Origin of the sequence: Achromobacter sp. NFACC18-2, assembly GCF_900108985.1 — a bacterium.
Lineage (GTDB): Bacteria > Pseudomonadota > Gammaproteobacteria > Burkholderiales > Burkholderiaceae_B > Achromobacter.
In genome coordinates, this window is sequence record NZ_FNYM01000030.1 from 1 (window position 1) to 20,513 (window position 20,513).

The window sequence follows — 20,513 nt, forward strand, 5'->3', positions numbered from 1 at the left end:
CGGATCGAGGAATCCAGTATTGCTCAACGTACTACCAGCGCCTGCACGCGCGGCACGGCATCCGTTGCTCAATGACTGACGGCTACGACTGCTACCAGAATGCCTTGGCAGAACGGGTCAACGGCATCCTGAAGGGAGAGTTGTTGCTCCACAGGCCCGCTGATCTGGCCCAAGCCCGGCTCATGGTCAAGCAGTCCGTCGATATCTACAACACCGAGCGACCGCACCTGTCCCTACAATGCAAAACACCCGATGAAGTTCATCGGGTGTTCAGTCCGTAGCCTGCTACGGATACCGTGCCGTAGGTGTCAACCTATGGCAGGACGGGTCACCGCGGGCTCGGAACGACCGGTTGCGGACCGCGGGCCGGCGGGCGCCGCGCCAGACCGATTCCGTTTGCCGCATTGCTGGAGCGCATGTTTCAATTAGGCCGCACCCGCGGCGCCCCGGCGCGCGCAGAGGCCCGATTCATCTTCATTCTGCGATACCCGCCATGATCCGTCCCTGCCTCACCCTGCTGCGCCGCGCGCTCGCGCCCGCGCTCCTGGCCCTGGCGCTGGCCCCGGCCGCGCCCGCCGTCGCGAAAGACAAGGAACCGCCGATCCGCATCGGCGAGATCAACAGCTACAAGGCCATTCCCGCCTTCCTGGGCCCCTATAAAAAGGGCTGGCAGCTGGCGCTCGAAGAGGTCAACGCCGCGGGCGGCGTGCTGGGCAGAAAGCTCGAAGTCATTTCCCGCGACGACAACGGCAATCCCGGCGATTCGGTGCGCGCCGCGCAGGAACTGCTGGCGCGCGAAAAAGTCGAGCTGCTGTTCGGCGGCTTTCTGTCCAACACCGGCCTGGCGCTGACCGACTTCGCCAAGCAGCAGGAGGTTTTCTTCCTGGCGGCCGAGCCCCTCACCGACAAGATCACGTGGCAGGAAGGCAACCGCTACACCTACCGCCTGCGTCCGTCCACCTGGATGCACGTGGCCGCGGTGGCGCCCAAGGCGCTGGCGCTGCGCAAGAAGCGCTGGGCCATCGTCTACCCCAATTACGAATACGGCCAGTCCGCCGTGGCCACGTTCAAGGCCATGATGCAGTCCTTCCAGTCCGACGTGGAATTCGTCGCCGAACAGGCGGTGCCGCTGGGCAAGGTGGATGCGGGCGCCGTGGTGCAGGCGCTGGCCGACGCCAAGCCCGACGCGATCTTCAACGTGCTGTTCGCCGCCGACCTGACGCGTTTCGTGCGCGAGGGCAACACGCGCGGCCTGTTCGAAAACATGCCCGTGGTGTCGCTGCTGTCGGGCGAGCCCGAATACCTGGAGCCGCTGGGCGCCGATACGCCCACAGGCTGGATCGTCACCGGCTACCCCTGGTACGCCATCGACACGCCTGAGAACAAGGCTTTCGTCGAGGCCTACAAGAAGCGCTTCAATGAAACGCCCAAGGTGGGATCGGTGGTCGGCTATGCGTCGCTGATGTCCATCGCGCAAGGCCTGAAGGCCGCCGGCTCCGTCGACACCGAAAAGCTCGTCGACGCCTTTGCGGGCCTGAAGGTGGACACGCCCTATGGCCCCATCCAGTACCGCAAGATCGACCACCAGTCCACGATGGGCGTCTACGTGGGCGTGACCGCGGTGGAAGACGGCAAGGGCATCATGAAGGACTTTTCCTACATCGACGGCGCCCGGCTGCAACCGCCTGACGAGCAGGTGCGCAAGATGCGGCCGGCTCACTGATGAATGTTTCGGGGCTGCTGCTGCAGCTGCTCAACGGCCTGGCCGACGCCAGCGCGCTGTTCCTGGTCGCCGCTGGCCTGTCGTTGATCTTCGGCGTGACGCGCGTGGTCAACTTCGCGCACGGCTCGTTCTACATGCTGGGGATCTACCTGGCCTGGACCTTCACCAGCTACTTTGGCGGCGGCGCGGGCTATTGGTTCGGCCTGCTGCTGGCGGCGCTGGCCACCGGCCTGATCGGCGCCGCCGCCGAACTGCTGGTGCTCAAGCGCCTTTACCGGGCGCCTGAACTCTTCCAGCTCCTGGCCACCTTTGCGCTGGTGCTCATCATCGGCGATCTGGCCCTGGCGGTCTGGGGACCCGAAGACCTCTTCTCCGCCCGCGCGCCGGGCCTGTCCGGCGCGGTGCAGATCCTGGGCCGCCGTTACCCCGAATACGATCTCCTGCTGATCGCCGCCGGCCCCGTTGTGCTGGGCCTGCTGTGGCTGCTGCTCATGCGCACCCGCTGGGGCCGGCTGCTGCGCGCTGCGGCCGAGAACCGCACGATGCTGGCGGCGCTGGGGGTGAACCAGGCCTGGCTGTTCACCTCCGCCTTCACGCTGGGCGCCTTCCTCGCCGGCCTGGGCGGGGCGCTGGCCGCGCCGCGCGTGCCCGCCACGCTGGGGCTGGACCTGGAAATCATCGCCAGCGCCTTCGTGGTGGTGGTCGTGGGCGGACTCGGGTCGGTGCCGGGCGCCTTTCTGGCGGCGCTGCTGATCTGCTCCGTCAAGGCGCTGTTCGTGTTTCTTGGCCAGGTGCCCATCGGCCCGTGGGTCTTCAACCTGTCCAAGCTCACGCTGCTGGCCGAATTCGCGGTGATGGCGGTGGTGCTGGTGGTGCGGCCGTGGGGGCTGCTGGGCAAGCCGCCCGCGCCGGCCTCGCACGCGGGCCTGCCCGAGCGTCCGATTGCGCCGGCCGGCCCGCGCCTGCGGCTGGCCTATGGCGTGCTGCTCGCGCTGTTGGCCCTGGTGCCCGTCGTCACGCTGCACTGGCCGTATCTCAGCATCCTGATGACGGAGATCCTGATCGCGGCGCTGTTCGCCGCCAGTCTGCACTTTCTGACCGGCCTGGCGGGCATGACCTCGTTCGGCCACGCCGCCTGGTTCGGGCTGGGCGCCTACGGCGCCGCGCTGCTCCTGAAGCTGGCCGCCGTCCCGATGGAAGCGGCCCTGGTGCTTGGCCCCTTCGCCGCGGCGTTCGGCGCGCTGGTGTTCGGCTGGTTCTGCGTACGCCTGTCCGGCGTATACCTGGCCATGCTGACCCTGGCCGTCGCGCAGATCCTGTGGGCCCTCACCTATCAGTGGGACGACGTCACGGGCGGCAGCAACGGGCTGACCGGCCTGTGGCCCTCCGCCTGGCTGGCGCAGGGGCCCTGGTTCTATTACCTCACGCTCGCGCTGTGCACGGCGGGGGTCTGGTGGCTGCGCCGGCTGGCGTTCTCGCCGCTGGGCTATGCGCTGCGCGGCGTGCGCGATTCCGACTTGCGCGCGCAGGCGCTGGGCATGGACACGCGCCGCATCCAGTGGGCGGGCTTCGTGGCGGCAGCGTTCGCTGCGGGACTGGCCGGCTCGCTCTACGCATTTTCCAAGGGCAGCATTGCGCCCGACGTGCTGGCGGTGAGCCGATCCGTGGACGGGTTGGTCATGGTGCTGCTGGGCGGCATCCAGACGCTGGCGGGCCCGCTCGTCGGCGCGGCGTCCTACACCTGGCTGCAGGACGCCGCGGCGCGCAGCACCGAGTACTGGCACGCCGTGCTGGGCCTGGCCATCCTGGCGCTCGTCATGGCCTTCCCTGAAGGACTGGCCGGCGCGGCCGCCCGCTTGCGCCGGAGGCCCGCATGAGCCCCGCCGCCCCCCTGCTGCAGGTGCGCAACCTGCGCAAGTCGTTCGGCGGCATCGAGGCGCTGGCGAACGTCTCCTTCACGCTCGAAGCCGGCCAGATGCTGGCCTTGATCGGGCCGAACGGCGCGGGCAAGTCGACCTGCTTCAACGTGCTGGGCGGCCAGTTGCGGCCGGATTCGGGATCGGTGCTGCTGGACGGCCAGGAGCTCGTCGGCCTGTCGGCCGCGCGCGTCTGCCGGCTGGGCGTCGGCCGCAGCTTCCAGACCGCGGCCACGTTCCGGTCGATGACCGTGCTCGAAAACATCCAGACCGCCCTGTTGTCGCGCGACCGCCTGCTCTTCAATCCGTGGCGCCGCGCCACCCGCCACGCCGCCGCCGAAGCGATGGCGCTGCTGTCGCAGGTGCACATGGCCGACAAGGCGCACGAGGCTTGCGGCACCCTGGCCTACGGCGACGTCAAGCGTGTCGAACTGGCGATGGCGTTGGCCCACCAGCCGCGCCTGCTGCTCATGGACGAACCGACGGCAGGCATGGCCACCAACGAGCGCCATGCGCTGATGCGCCTGACCCGCGAATTGGCCGACCAGCAACGTATCGCCGTCCTGTTCACCGAGCACAGCCTGGACGTCGTGTTCAAGCACGCCGACCGCATCGCCGTGCTGGTGCGCGGGGGCCTCTTGGCCGAAGGCGCGCCGGCGGCGATCGCCGGAAACGAACGGGTCAAGGCCGCCTACCTGGGCACCGAAGCGCCGCTGGACGCCTGAACGGGCGTGCGGCCACCGCGGCGATGGCGGCGCGGGACATCGGGCAGCGCGGCGGCGACCGCCTGCCGCGGCACGAGCATCAGCCGTCCTGCGCACGCTCGGGCTGGCATTCCCAGAAAATCCTGGCCGTGCATCCCGCGCAGATATTGCGGTCCAGCTTGCCGTAGATGGTATTCAGCGCCGTCGCCTTGTCCGGAAAGATGTGATCAGCGCCCAGCCGTTCCAGGAATCCGGTGCGCCGCCACATGTCCATCACCTCGGGCCGCGGCCGGTGAAAGTACAGGTCGCCGCCCATGGCGCGCCTGGCCGCCAGTTCGTCGTCCCACACCTGCGCGCCAGCCAGGTCGATGAAGTTCATGCTTTTGGCCATCACCAGCAGATGACGCGGCGCGCCGGGCGCCGCGCGCAAATCGTGCAGGCGCTGCGCCACATGCGCGGCCGCGCCGAAATACACCGAGCCTTCCATGCGCAGCAGCTTTAGTTGGGGGCACTCGGGCAAGGCGTCCGGCTGATGCTCCAGGACGACGAAGCGCCGCTCCAGGCCGCGCGAATCGAAGCCCATCGTGCGCATCGCCGGCCGCGACGTGCGGTGCAGATACACCATGAGCGACAGCACGGTGCCCAGCAGGATCGCGACCTCCATCCGGATGGCGATGGTGGCGGCCAGCGTCGCGCCGGCGATGGCGCACTCGCCGCGCTGCGTGCGCAGCAGTTGGCGCCATCGCGGCAGGTCCAGCAGCGTCCAGGCCACCAGCAGCAGCAAGCCGGAGATCGCGGCGTGCGGAATCAGCGCCAGCAACGGCGCGGACACCGCGACCAGCAGCATCAGCAACAGCGCCGAAAACACCGACGCGAGCGGCGTCTTGGCGCCGGCCTCGAAGTTGGGAATGGAGCGATTGAGCGAACCGCAGGACAGGTAAGAGGAAAACAGGCCGCCCACGATATTCGACAGGCCCTGCCCCACGAACTCGCGGTTCGCATCGATGCGCTGCCCTGAACGCGAAGCCACGGCCTTGGCAATGGAAATGGACTGCGCCAGCGCCACGATGGTCAGCGCGAACGCCAGGCTAAGCAGATCGGGCAGCGCGCGCCAGTCGACGCTGGGCACGTGGAACGGCGGCCAGGGCTGGGCAATCGCCCCCAGCACGGGAACCGGCGTCCCGCCTTGCGACCCGATCAGCGTATTGAAGACCCAGGCCGCGAATGTCCCCGCGGCCAGTCCGAGCAGCATGTAGGGCTTGCGCTTGTCCAGCCTGCGCGCCAGCAAGGCCGCGCCCAGGGTCACCAGCGTCACCAGCACGGCGCCGGGATGCGCCTGTCCGATATGCGTGGCCAGGCTCTCCAGCACCGCGCCCGCGCCATGCGCCTCCGACGCCGGCAATCCCAAGGCATCCTTCAGCGCATGCACCGCGATCAACAGGGCGGCGCCGCTGGTGAAGCCGAACAACGCCGACGGCGAGATGAAATGCGCCAGCGAACCCAGCCGCAATGCGCCAACCAGCCATTGCATCAGGCCGACCAGCACGGTCACGGCGAGCGCAAGCTGGATGTAGGCCGGACTGCCCGCGGCCGCCAACGGCGCCAGCACGGCAAACAGCGCAAGCGAGTTCGCATTGGTCGGCCCGGACATCACATGGCGACTGGAACCGAACAGCGCCGCCACGATACAGGGCACGATGGCCGAATAGAGGCCGTATTCCGGCGGCAGGCCCGCCAGCGTGGCGAAAGCCACGCCTTGCGGCAGCACCAGCAACGCGCCCAAGAGACCGGCGGCCAGGTCGGCGCGCAGCGTCAGCCTGTTGACGTCATCCACCCACGGGCCGAAAAGCCGGCGCGCTATGTTTTTTCCCCCCTGCATCATCCTGTCTTGTTCTCCGGGCCTCGGCATTCGCGCCTGTCCGCCTAGGGTAAACGCTCGCCCCCAACGCCGCAACGCGCGCCGCGCGCGTCAGCCCGCCTCGCCGCCGCGGCGCGCCTTCATGGCCTGGCCGATTGCGGCCAGCGCCTCATCCGAAATCAGCCGCGCCGCCATCGGCAGCAGTTCGTCCTCTTCGCGCCGGATGTGCGCCTGGTACGCCTCGGTGAACGCCTGCACCTGCTGCGGCGGCAATGGCGCGGGCCGTCCCGCCGCGATCTCCGACAAGGTCTCGCGCAGCGGCCCCCACAAGCCGGCCAGTCGCCGGTGATCGGCCATCAGGCCGTCCACGAGCGCATGCAGGCACACCGCATCCGACCCGGCCATGGATTCGATCAGGGCCGGGAACAGGTCGTCTTCCTCGTCTTCGTGATGATGCGCGGCCGCGGTGTCAAAGTAACGGCACACGCTCGCGGCGGCCGTCTGCGCCGCGCCGTCGCTGCCGTGCGCCGCCACGTGCGCGGCCAGCCGCGCCAGCGTGGCGCATTGGCGCGCAATGCGCCCATGGCAGGCTGACAGCAGCGCCAGCGGCTCGTCAGGACCCGGCGCCGGGGCGGGCCCGCCAGGAAAGCTCACTGCCATCGCATGCCTCCGCGAAATGGTCCTGCGTTATCCCTGCGAACCGCGCCACCACAGCCGGATGGAATCCCATGCGCGCCCCGCGATGCCCGCCTCGGCCACCGGCTCCAGCGCCACCACCGGGAAATGCATGGCCGGCTTGCCGTCCACCATGACGCGCAACTCGCCCACCGTGGACTGCGCCGCGATCGGCGCGATCAGCGGCGCCTGCGGCGCCCAGACGGACTCGACCTTGGCGCCGGCGGGCACCGTCACGTAGGCGTCGCGCGAGAAACCGGCCTTCAGGCTGTCGCTCTCGCCCTTCCAGACCTCCGGCGAGGCCACGGCCTGTCCGCGCGCATAGAGCTTGATGGTATTGAACCCCTGGAAGCCCCACTCCAGCAACTCGCGGCTTTCCTGCGTGCGCAGCTTGTCGGACGCGGTGCCGACCACCACGGTGATGAGCCGGCGCTGATCGTCGCCATTGGCCCGCCGCGCCGTGGCGATGATGCAATACCCGGCCGAATCCGTATGCCCGGTCTTCAGGCCGTCCACGCTGGGATCCAGCCACAGCAGGCGGTTGCGGTTGGACTGCGTGATCTTGTTGAACGTGAATTGCCTGGCCGAATCGTAAGTCTTGTAGAGCTGCGGAAAATCGCGGATGAAGCGCGTGGCCAGGATGGAGAGGTCGCTCGCGGTGGAATACGTGCCGGGGTCCGGCAACCCATGCGGGCTGGCGAAATGCGTGGCGTGCAGGCCCAGCCGGGCCGCGGTGTCGTTCATCCGCGCGACAAAGGCCTCGACGCTGCCCGACACGGCCTCGGCCAGCGCGATGGCCGCATCATTGCCCGATTGGATCATCAACCCGCGCAGCAGGTCGTCCACGCTCACCTTCGAATTGGGCTCCAGGAACATCTTCGAACTGCCCGCCGGCACCTTCCACGCCCGCGTCGAAATCGTGACCAATTGGCTGGCCGTCAGCTCTTTCTTCGTCAGCGCGTCGAACACGACGTAGGCCGTCATGATCTTGGTCAAGGACGCCGGCTCGATGCGCGACGTGGCCGCGTGCGACGCGATGACCTGCCCGCTGGTTTCGTCCAGCAGCAGCCAGGCCTTGGCCGACAGCGCCGGCGCGGGCATCGATTGCGCCATGGCGCCAGATATACAAGCGGTCGCAACGAGCAGGCTCGCCGCCAACTTCTTCATCAACATATAGCTGCTTCACTTCCATGCGTGGTTTCTTTCGGCGCGCGACGGGCCTGCCATGCCGGGCCCCGCGCGCCGCCCGCAATTTGAACACGCGCCGCAAGATAGGTTCACCGGCCGGAATTCCTGGCGCGATTCCTGCCGCTATTTACACCGCGATTCCCGCCATGATTTCGCGCGCCTTTTGTCACGACATCTTGCGAAACCCCTTGCAGAAGGCACTTTTCTGCGGTGAAAACAACAAACAGTGGCTTAAAACCCGCTGGAAAGCCGCATCTGGCGCCGCTCTTCCGCTATCATCGGGCGCGTAGCGTCAAATGCCGATATCCGGCACGCGCTGCTCCATGTCCTCAACATACGGATTTTGACCATGGCCACGAAAGCTAAAGCTCCTGCCAAGAAAGTCACCAAGACCGCCGTCAAGGCGCCCGCAAAGAAGGCAACCGCCGCCAAGCCCGCCGTGAAGCCGGCTGCCAAGAAGGCCGTCGCCGTCAAGAAGGTCGTCGCCGCCAAGAAGGTCGCTGCCGCCCCCAAGGCCATCAAGGCTGCGATGAACAAGACCCAGCTCATCGCCTACATCGTTGAGCAATCCGGCGTCGAAGCCAAGTCGGTCAAGGCCGTTCTGGCCAGCCTGGAAACCTCGGTGCTGGGCTCCGTGGACAAGAAGGGCGCTGGCGAATTCACGCTGCCCGGCCTGTTCAAGGTCGCCGTGCAGAAGGTTCCCGCCAAGGCCAAGCGCTTCGGCAAGGATCCGTTCACGGGTGAAGAGCGCTGGTTCCCCGCCAAGCCGGCTTCGGTCAAGGTGAAGGTTCGCCCGCTCAAGAAGCTGAAGGACGCCGCGCAGTAATTTCTTTACGCGCTGTATCCGGTCAAGCCGGGAAGGGCCCGCCTCGAAAGAGGCGGGCCCTTCTTTTTTCGCCGGAGACTTTGCGACCGCCCCACAACACGGGTAGAATTTATCTTCACGTTAAGATACTTCACATTAAAACAGTGGCCATCAACCATGAATGATCTCGTCGACCAGGTGATTTCGCAGTGGACTACGCAGTGCCCCACGCAGGACTTCGCCGCCATGTCGGTCGTTGCGCGCCTGTTCCGCCTGAACGCGTTCGCCACCCGCAACGTCAACCGCACGTTCCGCCAGCACAACCTGCACCAGGGCGAGTTCGATGTGCTCGCCACGCTCTACCGCAGCGGCGCGCCCCACGCGATGAACCCGCAAAAACTCGTCGAGGCCCTGCTGCTCACGTCCGGCGCCATGACCAACCGCCTGGACCGGCTGGAACAGGCGGGCCTCTTGGTGCGCAATCCCAATCCGCAGGACCGGCGCGGCATCATCGTGTCGCTCACCGCCGAAGGCCTGCGCCTGATCAAGGTCGTCCTCAAGGAATACCTGAAGGACCTGAATGAACTGCTGGACCCGCTGTCCGCCGCCGAGCGCCGGCAGTTGGCCGGGCTCTTGAAAAAGCTGCTGCTCAAGCAGGACCAGGACACCCCCGGCAGCGTCGGCGCCTGAGCGGCGCAACACACATTCCGCCCCACTCCATTTCCGCATCCAATCAGTGACTACCTCCACGCCCTCCTCGCCCACGCTGACCGCGCCCATCATCTTGCTGATGTCCGTGGCCACCGGCCTGGCCGTCGCCAGCAATTACTACGCGCAGCCGCTGCTGCACACCATCGGCCAGCAGTTCGCGATCTCGAACGCCACGGCCGGCGCCATCGTCACCACCGCGCAACTGAGCTACGCGGTGGGGCTGATGCTGCTGGTGCCGCTGGGCGACATGTTCGAGCGCCGCGCGCTGATCGTGCTGATGAACCTGCTGGCCGCGGGCGGGCTGCTGATTTCCGCCTTCGCCACGAATATCGCGGTGCTCATCCTGGGCACGGCGTTGACCGGCATGCTGTCCGTCGTGGCCCAGATCCTCGTGCCCTTCGCCGCCACCCTGGCGGCCCCGCATGAGCGCGGCAAGGCCGTCGGCACCGTCATGAGCGGGCTGCTGCTGGGCATCCTGCTGGCCCGCACCGCCGCCGGCGCGCTGGCCGACGTGGGCAGCTGGCGCACGGTGTACTGGGTGGCCGCCATCCTGATGCTGTGCATGTCCGGGGTCCTGTGGCGGGTGCTGCCCCGCTACCAGAGCCCCACGGCGATGAGCTATCCGCAGCTGCTGGGCTCGATTCTGCGCATGTTCGTCGAGGAACCGCTGTTCCGCGCCCGGTCGCTCATCGGCGGGCTGCTGTTCGCCGCCTTCAGCATGCTGTGGACGCCGCTCACCTTCCTGTTGGCCGGCCCGCCCTATGAATACAGCAACACCACCATCGGCCTGTTCGGCCTGGCGGGCGCGGCCGGCGCCTATGCCGCCAACCGCTTCGGACGCCTGGCCGACCGCGGCCTGGGCAATATCGCCACCCGCGTGGGCCTGTTGCTGCTGCTGGGTTCCTGGGGACTGATGGCGTTCGGCCAGGTTTCGGTGATCGCCCTGCTGGCCGGCATCCTGGTGCAGGATCTGGCGATCCAGGGCGTCCATGTCACCAATACCAGTTCCATCTACCGCCTGCGGCCCGAGGCGCGCAGCCGCCTGACGGCCGGCTACGTCACCTGCTACTTCATCGGCGGGGCGTCCGGTTCGCTGGTATCGTCCTGGCTCTACGCCCATTTCGGGTGGCCCGCCGTGGTGACCGCGGGCGCCGTCCTGGCGGCCGTGACGCTGGCATATGGCGCCCTCGCGCCCAGTGCGCGCATCCCGGAAACGCCCCCGGCGCCTGCCCGCGCCTAGCACCTCCTATAATCAGGGGTTTTGACCGCCACCGCGCCCCGGCGCGATGGGGCGGCTCACCCCTTTTTTGCCACCGCGCACGAGCCCATGCAGGAACGCTACCTCCCCACTACCGTCGAAGCGGCCGCCCAACAAGACTGGCAGGCCCGCGACGTCTATCTGGTCCAAGAACACGCCAAGAACGCCGACGGCTCCGAAAAGCCCAAGTTCTATGCCTGCTCCATGCTGCCCTATCCCAGCGGCAAGCTGCACATGGGCCACGTGCGCAACTACACCATCAACGACATGATGGCCCGCCAGCTGCGCATGCGCGGCTACAACGTCTTGATGCCCATGGGCTGGGACGCCTTCGGCATGCCGGCGGAAAACGCCGCCATCAAGTCCAAGGTGCCACCCGCCAAGTGGACCTACGACAACATCGCCTACATGAAGAAGCAGATGAAGGCGATGGGTCTGGCGATCGACTGGACGCGCGAGATGTGCGCCTGCGATCCGCAGTACTACAAGTGGAACCAGTGGCTGTTCCTGAAGATGCTCGAAAAGGGCGTCGCCTACCGCAAGACCCAGGTCGTGAACTGGGACCCGGTCGACCAGACCGTGCTGGCCAACGAACAGGTCATCGACGGCCGCGGCTGGCGCTCGGGCGCGCTCGTTGAAAAGCGCGAGATCCCCGGCTACTACCTGCGCATCACCGATTACGCCGACGAACTGCTGGGCGCCGTCCAGAACGACCTGCCCGGCTGGCCCGAGCGCGTGCGCCTGATGCAGGAGAACTGGATCGGCAAGTCCGAGGGCCTGCGCTTTGCCTTCCCGCACCAGATCGCCGGCCAGGACGGCCAGCTGATCCAGGACGGCAAGCTGTACGTCTTCACCACCCGCGCCGACACGATCATGGGCGTGACCTTCTGCGCCGTGGCGCCGGAGCACCCCCTGGCCACGCACGCCGCCGCCAGCAATCCCCAGCTCGCCGCGTTCATCGAACAATGCAAGCTGGGCGGCACGACCGAGGCCGAAATGGCCACGCGCGAAAAAGAAGGCATGCCCACGGGCCTGTTCGTCACGCACCCCATCACGGGCGCGCAGGTCGAGGTCTGGGTCGGCAACTACGTGCTCATGACCTATGGCGACGGCGCCGTCATGGGCGTGCCGTCGCACGACGAGCGCGACTTCGCCTTCGCCAAGAAATACGGCCTGCCCATCGTCCAGGTCGTGGACGTGGCCCGCAAGGCATATTCCACCGACGCCTGGCAGGAATGGTACGGCGACAAGCAGTCCGGCCGCACCATCAACTCCGGCAAGTACGACGGCCTGTCCTACAAGGAAGCCGTGGACGCCATTGCCGCCGACCTGGCCGAAAAGGGCCTGGGCGAAAAGCAGACCACCTGGCGCCTGCGCGACTGGGGCATCTCGCGCCAGCGCTACTGGGGCACCCCGATCCCCATCATCCACTGCGCGGACTGCGGTCCCGTGCCGGTGCCGGAGAAGGACCTGCCCGTGGTCCTGCCCGACGACCTCATTCCCGACGGCAGCGGCAACCCGCTGGCCAAGAACGAAGCCTTCCTGTCCTGCGCCTGCCCCAAGTGCGGCAAGCCCGCGCGCCGCGAAACGGACACGATGGACACGTTCGTGGACTCGTCCTGGTACTTCATGCGCTACACCTCGCCCGGCAACGACAACGCCATGGTCGACACGCGCAATGACTACTGGATGCCGATGGACCAGTACATCGGCGGCATCGAGCACGCCGTGCTGCACCTCTTGTACGCGCGCTTCTGGACCAAGGTCATGCGCGACATGGGCCTGCTCAACTTCGACGAGCCCTTCACCAAGCTGCTGTGCCAGGGCATGGTGCTCAACCACATCTACTCGCGCAAGACGCCCCAGGGCGGCATCGAGTACTTCTGGCCCGAGGACGTCGAAAATGTGTACGACGACCGCGGCGCCATCGTCGGCGCCAAGCTGAAGTCGGACGGCTCGGCCATCACCTACGGCGGCGTGGGCACGATGTCCAAGTCCAAGAACAACGGCGTCGACCCGCAATCGCTGATCGACACGCTGGGCGCCGACACGGCGCGCCTGTTCGTCATGTTCGCCAGCCCGCCCGAACAGACCCTCGAATGGTCCGACTCCGGCGTCGAAGGCTCCAACCGCTTCCTGCGCCGTCTCTGGTCCATCAGCTACGGCCACCGCGACGCCGTGGCGCGCGGCCTGGCCCAGGGCACCGACTGGGCGCAGGCCCCGGCCGCCGTCAAGGATCTGCGCCGCGAGGTCTACGGGCTGCTCAAGCAGGCCGACTACGACTACCAGCGCATCCAGTACAACACCGTCGTGTCGGCCTGCATGAAGATGCTGAACGCCATCGACGACGCCAAGCTGCCCGAGGGCGCCGCCACCGACGCGGCCTACGCCGAGACCCTCGGCGTCCTGCTGCGCGTGCTGTATCCGGTCGTGCCGCACATCACCTGGCACCTGTGGCGCGACCTGGGCTACGCCCACGAGCTGGGCGACCTGCTCGACGCGCCCTGGCCCCACGTGGACGAAGCCGCCCTCGTCGCCGACGAGATCGAGCTCATGCTCCAGGTCAACGGCAAGCTGCGCGGCTCGATCCGCGTGGCGGCCAAGGCCCCCAAGGAAGACATCGAAAAGCTGGCCGCCAGCCAGGAAGAGGTCGCCCGATTCCTGGAAGGCCGTCCGCCCAAGCGCGTCATCGTGGTGCCGGGCAAACTGGTCAACGTCGTAGGCTGATGAGGTCAAGCATGTACTTCGCCGGGCAACAAACGCAACTTTCCCGCCAAACCTGGCTGCTGCGCGGCGCCTGCCTGGCGCTGTTCATGCTGCTCTCGGCCTGCGGCTTCGCGCTGCGGGGCGTGACCCCGATGCCGTTCGACCGGATGTACGTGGGCATTCCCGACACGACCCAGTTCGGCGCGGACGTGCGCCGCGCCCTGCGCGCGGCCTCGCCCAACACCAAGCTGGTGGACTCGCCCAAGGAAGCGCAGGCGATCTTCCAGCAGGTGAACGACTCGCGCACCCTGCGCGAGGTTTCGCTCAACGCCCAGGGCCGCGTCGAATCCTATGAACTCGGCATCAACTACACGTTCCGCCTGATCGACGCCCAGGGCCGCGTGCTGGTGCCCGACACGACGCTGTCGATCTTCCGCGAAATGCCGTACGACGACCAGGTGGTGCAGGCCAAGCAGGGCCAGATCGACACCCTGTTCAAGGCCATGCAGCGCGATCTGGTGTCGCGCGTGCTGCGCCGTATCACGGCGCCGGACGTGCACAAGGCGTTCGAAGCCGCGCAGGCCGGCGAAGATACCGGCGAAACCCCGCTCTTCAACCCGAACGAGCCGCAGCCGCAGCGTGTGCCCACGCCGTGGCAGACGCCGTCCGTCACCGATCCGACCAACGTGCGCTAGCCCATGGCACAGCCCCTGGACGCGGATCGGCTGGCCGAACACCTGCAGCGGCCCGGCAACCGGCTGGCGCCGCTGTACACGGTTTCCGGCGACGAGCCGCTGCTGGTGACCGAGGCGGTGGACGCGCTGCGCGCCGCCGCGCGCAACGCGGGCTACACCGAGCGCCTGTCCATGGTGATGGACGCGCGCAGCGACTGGAGCGCCGTCATCGCCGCCACGCAGAGCGTGTCGCTCTTCGGCGACCGCCGCATCCTCGAAATCAAGATCCCTACCGGCAAGCCCGGCAAGTCCGGCGCCGACACCTTGGCCAAGCTGGCCGAACAGGCCGAAAAGCAGCCAGACGCCGACACCCTGGTGCTGATCTCCCTGCCCCGGCTGGACAAGGCCACGCGGGAAAGCCGCTGGATGCAGGCGCTGACCCGCGCCGGCATGACGGTCGACATCGCCAGCATCGAACGCGCGCGCCTGCCCGCCTGGGTCGGCATGCGGCTGGCGCGCCAGAACCAGCGCGCCGACAGCGCCACCCTGCAATGGATGGCCGACAAGGTCGAAGGCAACCTGCTCGCCGCCCACCAGGAAATCCAGAAGCTGGGCCTGCTCTACCCCGAAGGTCAGCTTGCCCCCGAGGACGTGGAGCGCGCCGTGCTGAACGTCGCGCGCTACGACGTCTTCGGCCTGCGCGACGCCATGCTGGCCGGCGACATCGGCCGCACCATCCGCATGATCGACGGCCTGCGCGCCGAAGGCGAAGCGCTGCCGCTGGTGCTGTGGGCGGTCGGCGAAGAAATCCGCCTGCTCGCGCGCGTCGCCGAGGCTCGGGCGCTGGGCCAGGACGCCAACGGACTGATGCGGCGCCTGCGCATCTTCGGCGCCCACGAGCGCCTGGCGCTGCAGGCCCTGAACCGGGTCCAGCCCGGCGTCTGGCCCGCCGCCGTGCAGCATGCCCATGAAGTCGACCGGCTGATCAAGGGCCTGTCGGTTCCCGGGCGCCTCTCCGACCCCTGGGAAGAAATGACCCGCCTGGCGCTGCGCGTGGCCGCCGCCGGCGGACGACCGTGAAGGCGGCCTGGCCGCCGCCTTCGACTAGTCCCCCTCATCCGGTCGGCAGACCGGATCTCGCCCGGCCCCGTGGCCGGATATACACTGACTCTCCAGGCGGCGCCCGCGCTGCCCCACCTCCATGATCGACGCCGCCATGTCCTCGTCCTCCATCGAACAAGCCATGCTCACCCTGGGCGAAAACGCCCGCCGCGCCTCGCGCGCCATGATGCGCGCCGACAGCGCGGCCAAGAACCAGGCGCTGATCGCCATGGCCGACGCCCTGGCCGCCAGCCACGACGAGCTGAAGGCCGCCAATGAACGCGACGTCGCCGCCGCGCGCGCCAACGGCCTGGAGCCGGCCCTGCTCGACCGGCTGACGCTGTCGGACAAGACGCTGGCGCACATGGCCGAAGGCCTGCGCCAGATCGCCGCCCTGCCCGATCCCATCGGCAGCATCACCGCCACCACGGTGCGGCCCAATGGCATGCGCGTCGCCCAGATGCGCGTCCCGCTGGGCGTGATCGGCATCATTTATGAATCCCGCCCCAACGTCACGATCGACGCCGCCGCCCTGTGCCTGAAGTCCGGCAACGCCGCCATCCTGCGCGGCGGCAGCGAAGCGCTGCATTCCAACGTCGCGCTGGGCCGCATCGTGCAGACCGGCCTGGCCGCAGCCGGCCTGCCGCAGGACGCGGTGCAGGTCGTCGCCACCACCGACCGCGCCGCGGTCGGCAAGCTCATCACCATGACCGAGCACATCGACGTGATCGTGCCGCGCGGCGGCAAGGGCCTCATCGCCCGCCTGTCGCAAGAGGCGCGCGTGCCGCTCATCAAGCACCTGGACGGCAACTGCCACATCTACATCGACGCGGCCGCGGACCCGGACAAGGCCCATGCCATCGCGCTGAACGCCAAGACCTACCGCTACGGCATCTGCGGCGCCATGGAAACGCTGCTGATCGACGCGGTCGCGGCGGTATCCATTCTTCCCAGCCTGGCCGCGGCCTTCGCCGAGCACGGCGTGGAACTGCGCGGCTGCCCGCGCACCCTGGCGCTGCTGCCGCACGCCAAGGCCGCCACCGAAGAGGATTGGGCCACCGAATACCTGGCGCCCATCCTGGCCGTGCGCATCGTCGACACGCTGGACGACGCCATCGAACACATCGCGCGCTACGGCTCGGGCCATACCGACGCCATCGTGACCCAGGACCTGACGGCGGCCCAGCGTTTCCAGCGCGAAGTCGACTCCAGCTCTGTCTACGTCAACCTGCCCACCTGCTTTGCGGACGGCTTCGAATACGGCCTGGGGGCCGAGATCGGCATCTCCACCAACCGCCTGCATGCGCGCGGCCCGGTCGGGCTGGAAGGCCTGACCACGCTCAAGTGGGTCTTGAACGGCGAAGGCCAGACCCGCGGCTGACGCCCCTGCGGCGCCCCGTGCCCAGGCGCGCACTGACGCGGCCCTGAACACGGGGCCGCGCCAAGTTCTCTACAATAGGGCCAGCTTTTTTTGCCCGAATTTGTCCATCCCACGCGGCTCGCCCGCGCATCGTTGAGATTCCCCATGCATTCTCCCGTCATGGCCATGGCCTTCAGCCTATTCGTGCTGTGCTTCATCACCTGCACGATCAGCGGCATCGTGCTGTTCTTCATCAAGACCCGGCAGATCAACGCCGCCATGAAGCATCCTTACCTGCAGCATCGGCCCTTCAGCCAGTTCCCGCTGGCGATCCAGGCCGCGATCATGCTCGATTATTTTTTCCGGCTGATGTTTCCGGGCACGCGCTTCTGGCTGATCGGCAACGCCAACGACCTGCTCGGCCATGTCGATCCCAAGAAGACCCCGCTCTCCTTGAAATGGCCGATCGTCGGTTTCTGGGGCTCGTGCTGGCTGGGCCTGATCGCCATGATCGTGCTCTGGATCATGCTGTTCCTGGGGAGGTGAGCGCATGCAGATCGGATTCGAAGACTATCCCGGCAGCATCGAAGCCGCCCGTATCCTGATCGCGGCGCGCCTGGCGGGCATTGCCGGTCCGCGCCTGCCCGCGCACTGCCGGCCGCAATCCCTGAGCCAGGCCATTGCCGTGCAGCGGCGCACCGCCGAACTGCTGCGCGAAACCCGTCAGGACGGCATCGCCGCCTGGAAAAGCGCGCTGCCTTCCCCGGAAAAGACCGTCGTGGCACCCATCTACGCGTCGGGCACCGCGGATGCCGCCGCCGGAGCGGTCCCCGCCCGCACCGACGTCGTGCGCATCGAGCCCGAGATCGCCTTCCAGATCGCCCGCGACCTGCCGCCGCGCGACACGCCCTACACCGAAGCCGAGATCGACGCCGCCGTCGGCAGCGCCCGCCTCGCGCTGGAAATCCTGGGTTGCCGCTATGCGTCTCCAGAACATGCCAGCCTGCCCGAACTGCTGGCGGATCACATGTTCAACCAGGGACTGGTGCTGGGTCCCCGGATCGCATCGCCGGACGCGGCGCCGGGCAGCATGACCATCACGCTGACGGTCGATGGCGTCGAAGTCGAACAACACGCGGGCATCCATCCGAACGACCATCCCAAGGCCGGGCTGTACTGGCTGGCCAACTTCCTGCGCGAGCAGGGCCTGGGCCTGGCGGCCGGGCAGCACGTCATCACCGGCTCTTATGCCGGTTTCCTGGACGTGCCTGCCCATCGGGACATCGAACTGGCCTATGGCGATCTGGGCGTGCTGCGGGTGCGCTTCGGCAGCCAGGACGGCGCCAGCGGCCCGGTGTCTGCGGCCGGTTGACGGCGCGCAGCCCGCGGCCGGCAGGCTAACGGCTCGCCGCCTGCGGCCAACCGGCTAGCGGGACGCGGGCTCGGCGATGCTGACCGGCTCGCCGCCCGCCTCGATGATTTCTCCCACCGCCAGGCACAGATCCTCGCGGAACCGACCCGCCACCACCTGCACGCCCACCGGGCTGGGACCCGCGCTGCTCATTGCGCTGCCCATGGCCACGGACAAGCCGGGCAGTCCCATGAACGGCAAGCCGATCTGGGTCATCTGCGCGCGCCAGACGCGCGCGTAGGCCGCATCCCCCTGCAGGTCGAGCTGGTCCGGGAAAGGCAATTCGGCCGACACCGGCAGCAGCAACACCGGGTATTCGGCGAAAAACACCTCCCACATGCGCGTCAGCGTCGCCCGGCGCGTCAGCACCGCCGAAAAGCTCGCCAGGTCAGCGTTCGCCGCCCTGTCACGCTGGCCGGCCAGCGCCACCCGCGCACCGGGATCGCCTTCTTTTTCGGCGGCCGCGACCATCGCGTCGTAGCCGTCGGCCATCCACATCCGAATCTGCAGATCGGCCGCCTCCTGCATCGGTGGGGTCGCGTCCAGCGTATCGACCGTCCAGCCCGCATCGCTCAGCCGCCGCGCCGCTTCCTGCAGCGCCTTCACGATGGCGGGCTCGGTCTCCAGGCCGTCCGGATTCAGGCACAGCGCCGCCCGCCGGGGCACCTCCGCGCCCGTCAGCGGAGCCGGCACCCACCAGGGATCGCGCGGGTCGGCAGCCGCCAGCGCGGCCAGCCCCAGCCGCACGTCGGCAATGGTGCGCCCCAGAGGCCCCGACACCGCCGTGATCTGTCCGCCGATCGAGCGCTCGGGCAGCGAGGCGTTATACGCCGCCACCCGTCCCAGCGAGGGGCGCAGACCGTGCACACCGCAGGCGTAGGCGGGGTAGCGGATCGAGCCGGCAATATCGGTGCCGTGCGCCAGATGCCCGATGCCCGCGGCCACCGCCGACGCGGCGCCGCCGGACGAGCCGCCCGGGGTCAGCGCCGGATTGCGGGGATTGCGGGTGTCGCCATGCAAGAGATTGCTGGTGAACCAACGCAGCGAAAACGCGGGCGTATTCGTGCGCCCCAGGATCACCGCGCCTGCGCGCCGCAAATTGTCGACGACGGGACTGTTGCTGTTGGCGATCAGGTCTTTCTGCAGGCCCACGCCGTTGGTCGTGGCAAAGCCGGCCTGATCCACGTTGACCTTCACCGTGACGGGCACGCCCGCCAACATGCCGGGATCTTCCCCACGCGCCAGGGCGGCATCCACCCCGGCCGCCTGGGCCAGCACGTCTTCCGGACGATGGTCCACCACCGCATTGATGGCGGGATTGACGGCATCGAGCCGCCGCAGCGCGCTTTGCGCGGCCTGGACGGCGGAGACTTCACGCTTGCGCACAAGGGCGGCAAGCTCAACTGCGGACAAACGCCAAAGATCGGTCACGCGCAACTCCTGGGGTCGTGGGTTTTCCTGCAAGCAAGCAAACCTTAGCGCCAGTCGCCCAAGCCCACAAGCCGCCGCGCGACGCTATTCGCTTTCCTCGAACACCTGGACGATCGCGTCGGCCACCGCCCGCACCCGCGCTGTGCGATTCAGGTCGCCGTGCATCACCAGCCACAGGTCGTAGCTTTCGCTGCGGCTCGGCCAGATGCGCACCAGGTCGGGATAGTCCGGCGCCATGTGGGTAGGCAGTTCGCCGATGCCCAGCCCCGCCACCACGGCGTCGATGATCATCAACCCGGAATTGACCTCGATGCCGATGCGGCCATTGCGGGTCGGCTCGCCGCACAGCGAGTCAGACCAGCCCGGCAGCACCGCCTGCTGATAGGCGACCAAGGTATGCCCCGCGAACGCCGTGCCCGGCTTGGGCTCGCCGTGCGCATCCAGGTAGGCGCGCGACGCATACAGCCCGACCTCCTTGCGCGCCAGGTGGCGATGGATGAGGTCCGGATTGTCGGGCTTGACGTTGCGAATCGCCAGGTCCGCTTCGCGGCGCGTCAGGTTGCTGATCTGGATGCCGGTGGACAGCACCATCCGGATGTCGGGGTGCTCCGCATGGACCCGACGGATGGCCTCCATGAGGAAGTAGCGGGCCACCGTTTCGGAGGACGCGACGCGCACGGCGCCCGACAGGCGGTGGTCCAGCCCCTGCATCTGGCGCTGGAGCTGATCGGCCGCCAGCTCCATGCGCTCGGCCGCGGCGAAGGCCAGCTCCCCCGCCGCGGTGGGCACGTAGCCGCCGGGCGTGCGCAGGAAAAGGCGCGCGTCCAGCGAGGCCTCCAGCGCCGCCAGGCGCCTGCCCGCGGTGGCCTGGTCGATCTGCAGCACCGCCGCCGCGCCGCGCAGCGTCCCCACCCGGTAAATCGCCAGGAAGATCCTGGCGTTGTCCCAATCCATGCGCAGTCCTTGATGCAATTTTGCATGACTATAAAGCA

Annotated in this window: 18 protein-coding genes; 13 read left to right on the forward strand and 5 right to left on the reverse strand. The window is 68.0% G+C overall.

The annotated features are described in order from the left end of the window. From BMW75_RS28645 to BMW75_RS28660, 4 genes are all read left to right on the forward strand, one after another. Positions 1-281: integrase core domain-containing protein (locus BMW75_RS28645; RefSeq protein ID WP_139208620.1), on the forward strand; the 281-nt coding region annotated here is incomplete at its 5' end. Positions 282-493: 212 nt separating this feature from the next. Further along, complete coding sequence (locus BMW75_RS28650) at positions 494-1,723, forward strand: ABC transporter substrate-binding protein (RefSeq protein WP_092582864.1); 1,230 nt, start codon at positions 494-496, stop codon at positions 1,721-1,723. Beyond that, positions 1,723-3,600 (forward strand): ABC transporter permease, encoded by a 1,878-nt coding sequence (locus BMW75_RS28655; RefSeq protein WP_092582865.1) that lies wholly within the window; start codon positions 1,723-1,725, stop codon positions 3,598-3,600. Before BMW75_RS28650 ends, BMW75_RS28655 begins: the two co-directional genes overlap by 1 nt. Beyond that, a complete protein-coding gene (locus BMW75_RS28660; RefSeq protein WP_092582866.1) occupies positions 3,597-4,364 on the forward strand; it encodes an ABC transporter ATP-binding protein in 768 nt (255 codons plus the stop codon). The genes BMW75_RS28655 and BMW75_RS28660 overlap by 4 nt, the downstream gene beginning before the upstream one ends. A gap of 79 nt (positions 4,365-4,443) precedes the next feature. Here BMW75_RS28660 and BMW75_RS28665 read toward each other — a convergent pair whose 3' ends face one another. The 3 genes from BMW75_RS28665 to BMW75_RS28675 are packed head-to-tail and all read right to left on the reverse strand — an operon-like array spanning position 4,444 to position 8,049. Next, positions 4,444-6,252 (reverse strand): SulP family inorganic anion transporter, encoded by a 1,809-nt coding sequence (locus tag BMW75_RS28665; protein ID WP_175493299.1) that lies wholly within the window; start codon positions 6,250-6,252, stop codon positions 4,444-4,446. 60 nt (positions 6,253-6,312) lie between these two features. Further along, positions 6,313-6,861, reverse strand: a complete 549-nt coding sequence (locus BMW75_RS28670; protein WP_092582867.1) for a hemerythrin domain-containing protein — start codon at positions 6,859-6,861, stop codon at positions 6,313-6,315. A 27-nt stretch (positions 6,862-6,888) separates the two neighbouring features. Further along, positions 6,889-8,049: a D-alanyl-D-alanine carboxypeptidase family protein gene (locus BMW75_RS28675; RefSeq protein ID WP_083714128.1), complete on the reverse strand. Its 1,161-nt coding sequence runs from the start codon at positions 8,047-8,049 to the stop codon at positions 6,889-6,891. A gap of 364 nt (positions 8,050-8,413) precedes the next feature. On the opposite strand from BMW75_RS28675, the gene BMW75_RS28680 reads away from it, so the two are divergent. The 9 genes from BMW75_RS28680 (at position 8,414) to BMW75_RS28720 (ending at position 18,051) form a co-directional block, all read left to right on the forward strand. Beyond that, on the forward strand, positions 8,414-8,890 hold the full coding sequence (locus BMW75_RS28680) for an HU family DNA-binding protein (RefSeq protein ID WP_092582868.1): 477 nt from the start codon (positions 8,414-8,416) through the stop codon (positions 8,888-8,890). Between the two features lie 156 nt (positions 8,891-9,046). Continuing rightward, positions 9,047-9,559, forward strand: coding sequence for a MarR family winged helix-turn-helix transcriptional regulator (locus tag BMW75_RS28685; protein ID WP_092582869.1), 513 nt, complete (start codon positions 9,047-9,049; stop codon positions 9,557-9,559). Between the two features lie 100 nt (positions 9,560-9,659). Beyond that, positions 9,660-10,820 carry an MFS transporter gene (locus BMW75_RS28690; RefSeq protein ID WP_092582881.1) on the forward strand — a complete coding sequence of 387 codons (1,161 nt, stop codon included), beginning with the start codon at positions 9,660-9,662 and terminating at the stop codon, positions 10,818-10,820. Positions 10,821-10,907: 87 nt separating this feature from the next. Then, positions 10,908-13,565 carry a leucine--tRNA ligase gene (gene leuS, locus BMW75_RS28695; RefSeq protein WP_092582870.1) on the forward strand — a complete coding sequence of 886 codons (2,658 nt, stop codon included), beginning with the start codon at positions 10,908-10,910 and terminating at the stop codon, positions 13,563-13,565. 11 nt (positions 13,566-13,576) lie between these two features. Continuing rightward, on the forward strand, positions 13,577-14,239 hold the full coding sequence (gene lptE, locus BMW75_RS28700) for an LPS-assembly lipoprotein LptE (RefSeq protein ID WP_076515537.1): 663 nt from the start codon (positions 13,577-13,579) through the stop codon (positions 14,237-14,239). Positions 14,240-14,242: 3 nt separating this feature from the next. Continuing rightward, positions 14,243-15,298, forward strand: a complete 1,056-nt coding sequence (gene holA / locus BMW75_RS28705) for a DNA polymerase III subunit delta (RefSeq protein WP_076515539.1) — start codon at positions 14,243-14,245, stop codon at positions 15,296-15,298. A gap of 121 nt (positions 15,299-15,419) precedes the next feature. After that, the gene (locus tag BMW75_RS28710; protein WP_092582871.1) at positions 15,420-16,700 is read left to right on the forward strand and encodes a glutamate-5-semialdehyde dehydrogenase; all 1,281 of its coding nucleotides are present in this window, start codon (positions 15,420-15,422) and stop codon (positions 16,698-16,700) included. Positions 16,701-16,844: 144 nt separating this feature from the next. Then, on the forward strand, positions 16,845-17,225 hold the full coding sequence (locus BMW75_RS28715; RefSeq protein ID WP_175493300.1) for a hypothetical protein: 381 nt from the start codon (positions 16,845-16,847) through the stop codon (positions 17,223-17,225). A gap of 4 nt (positions 17,226-17,229) precedes the next feature. Further along, the gene (locus tag BMW75_RS28720) at positions 17,230-18,051 is read left to right on the forward strand and encodes a 2-keto-4-pentenoate hydratase (protein ID WP_092582872.1); all 822 of its coding nucleotides are present in this window, start codon (positions 17,230-17,232) and stop codon (positions 18,049-18,051) included. 54 nt (positions 18,052-18,105) lie between these two features. Here BMW75_RS28720 and BMW75_RS28725 read toward each other — a convergent pair whose 3' ends face one another. Beyond that, complete coding sequence (locus BMW75_RS28725; RefSeq protein WP_092582883.1) at positions 18,106-19,521, reverse strand: amidase family protein; 1,416 nt, start codon at positions 19,519-19,521, stop codon at positions 18,106-18,108. An 84-nt stretch (positions 19,522-19,605) separates the two neighbouring features. Continuing rightward, positions 19,606-20,475, reverse strand: a complete 870-nt coding sequence (locus BMW75_RS28730; RefSeq protein ID WP_076515547.1) for a LysR family transcriptional regulator — start codon at positions 20,473-20,475, stop codon at positions 19,606-19,608. Between the last annotated feature and the right edge of the window lie 38 nt (positions 20,476-20,513).

Bases quoted from the DNA above. Each gene is read 5' to 3' on its own strand.
- BMW75_RS28720 (WP_092582872.1), top strand. From the start codon at position 17,230: ATGCAGATCGGATTCGAAGACTATCCCGGCAGCATCGAAGCCGCCCGT.
- BMW75_RS28655 (WP_092582865.1), top strand. From the start codon at position 1,723: ATGAATGTTTCGGGGCTGCTGCTGCAGCTGCTCAACGGCCTGGCCGAC.
- BMW75_RS28675 (WP_083714128.1), bottom strand. From the start codon at position 8,049: ATGTTGATGAAGAAGTTGGCGGCGAGCCTGCTCGTTGCGACCGCTTGT.
- BMW75_RS28730 (WP_076515547.1), bottom strand. From the start codon at position 20,475: ATGGATTGGGACAACGCCAGGATCTTCCTGGCGATTTACCGGGTGGGG.
- BMW75_RS28670 (WP_092582867.1), bottom strand. From the start codon at position 6,861: ATGGCAGTGAGCTTTCCTGGCGGGCCCGCCCCGGCGCCGGGTCCTGAC.
- BMW75_RS28710 (WP_092582871.1), top strand. From the start codon at position 15,420: ATGATCGACGCCGCCATGTCCTCGTCCTCCATCGAACAAGCCATGCTC.
- BMW75_RS28650 (WP_092582864.1), top strand. From the start codon at position 494: ATGATCCGTCCCTGCCTCACCCTGCTGCGCCGCGCGCTCGCGCCCGCG.
- BMW75_RS28685 (WP_092582869.1), top strand. From the start codon at position 9,047: ATGAATGATCTCGTCGACCAGGTGATTTCGCAGTGGACTACGCAGTGC.
- BMW75_RS28665 (WP_175493299.1), bottom strand. From the start codon at position 6,252: ATGCCGAGGCCCGGAGAACAAGACAGGATGATGCAGGGGGGAAAAAAC.
- leuS (WP_092582870.1), top strand. From the start codon at position 10,908: ATGCAGGAACGCTACCTCCCCACTACCGTCGAAGCGGCCGCCCAACAA.
- BMW75_RS28660 (WP_092582866.1), top strand. From the start codon at position 3,597: ATGAGCCCCGCCGCCCCCCTGCTGCAGGTGCGCAACCTGCGCAAGTCG.
- BMW75_RS28680 (WP_092582868.1), top strand. From the start codon at position 8,414: ATGGCCACGAAAGCTAAAGCTCCTGCCAAGAAAGTCACCAAGACCGCC.
- BMW75_RS28715 (WP_175493300.1), top strand. From the start codon at position 16,845: ATGCATTCTCCCGTCATGGCCATGGCCTTCAGCCTATTCGTGCTGTGC.
- lptE (WP_076515537.1), top strand. From the start codon at position 13,577: ATGTACTTCGCCGGGCAACAAACGCAACTTTCCCGCCAAACCTGGCTG.
- BMW75_RS28690 (WP_092582881.1), top strand. From the start codon at position 9,660: ATGTCCGTGGCCACCGGCCTGGCCGTCGCCAGCAATTACTACGCGCAG.
- holA (WP_076515539.1), top strand. From the start codon at position 14,243: ATGGCACAGCCCCTGGACGCGGATCGGCTGGCCGAACACCTGCAGCGG.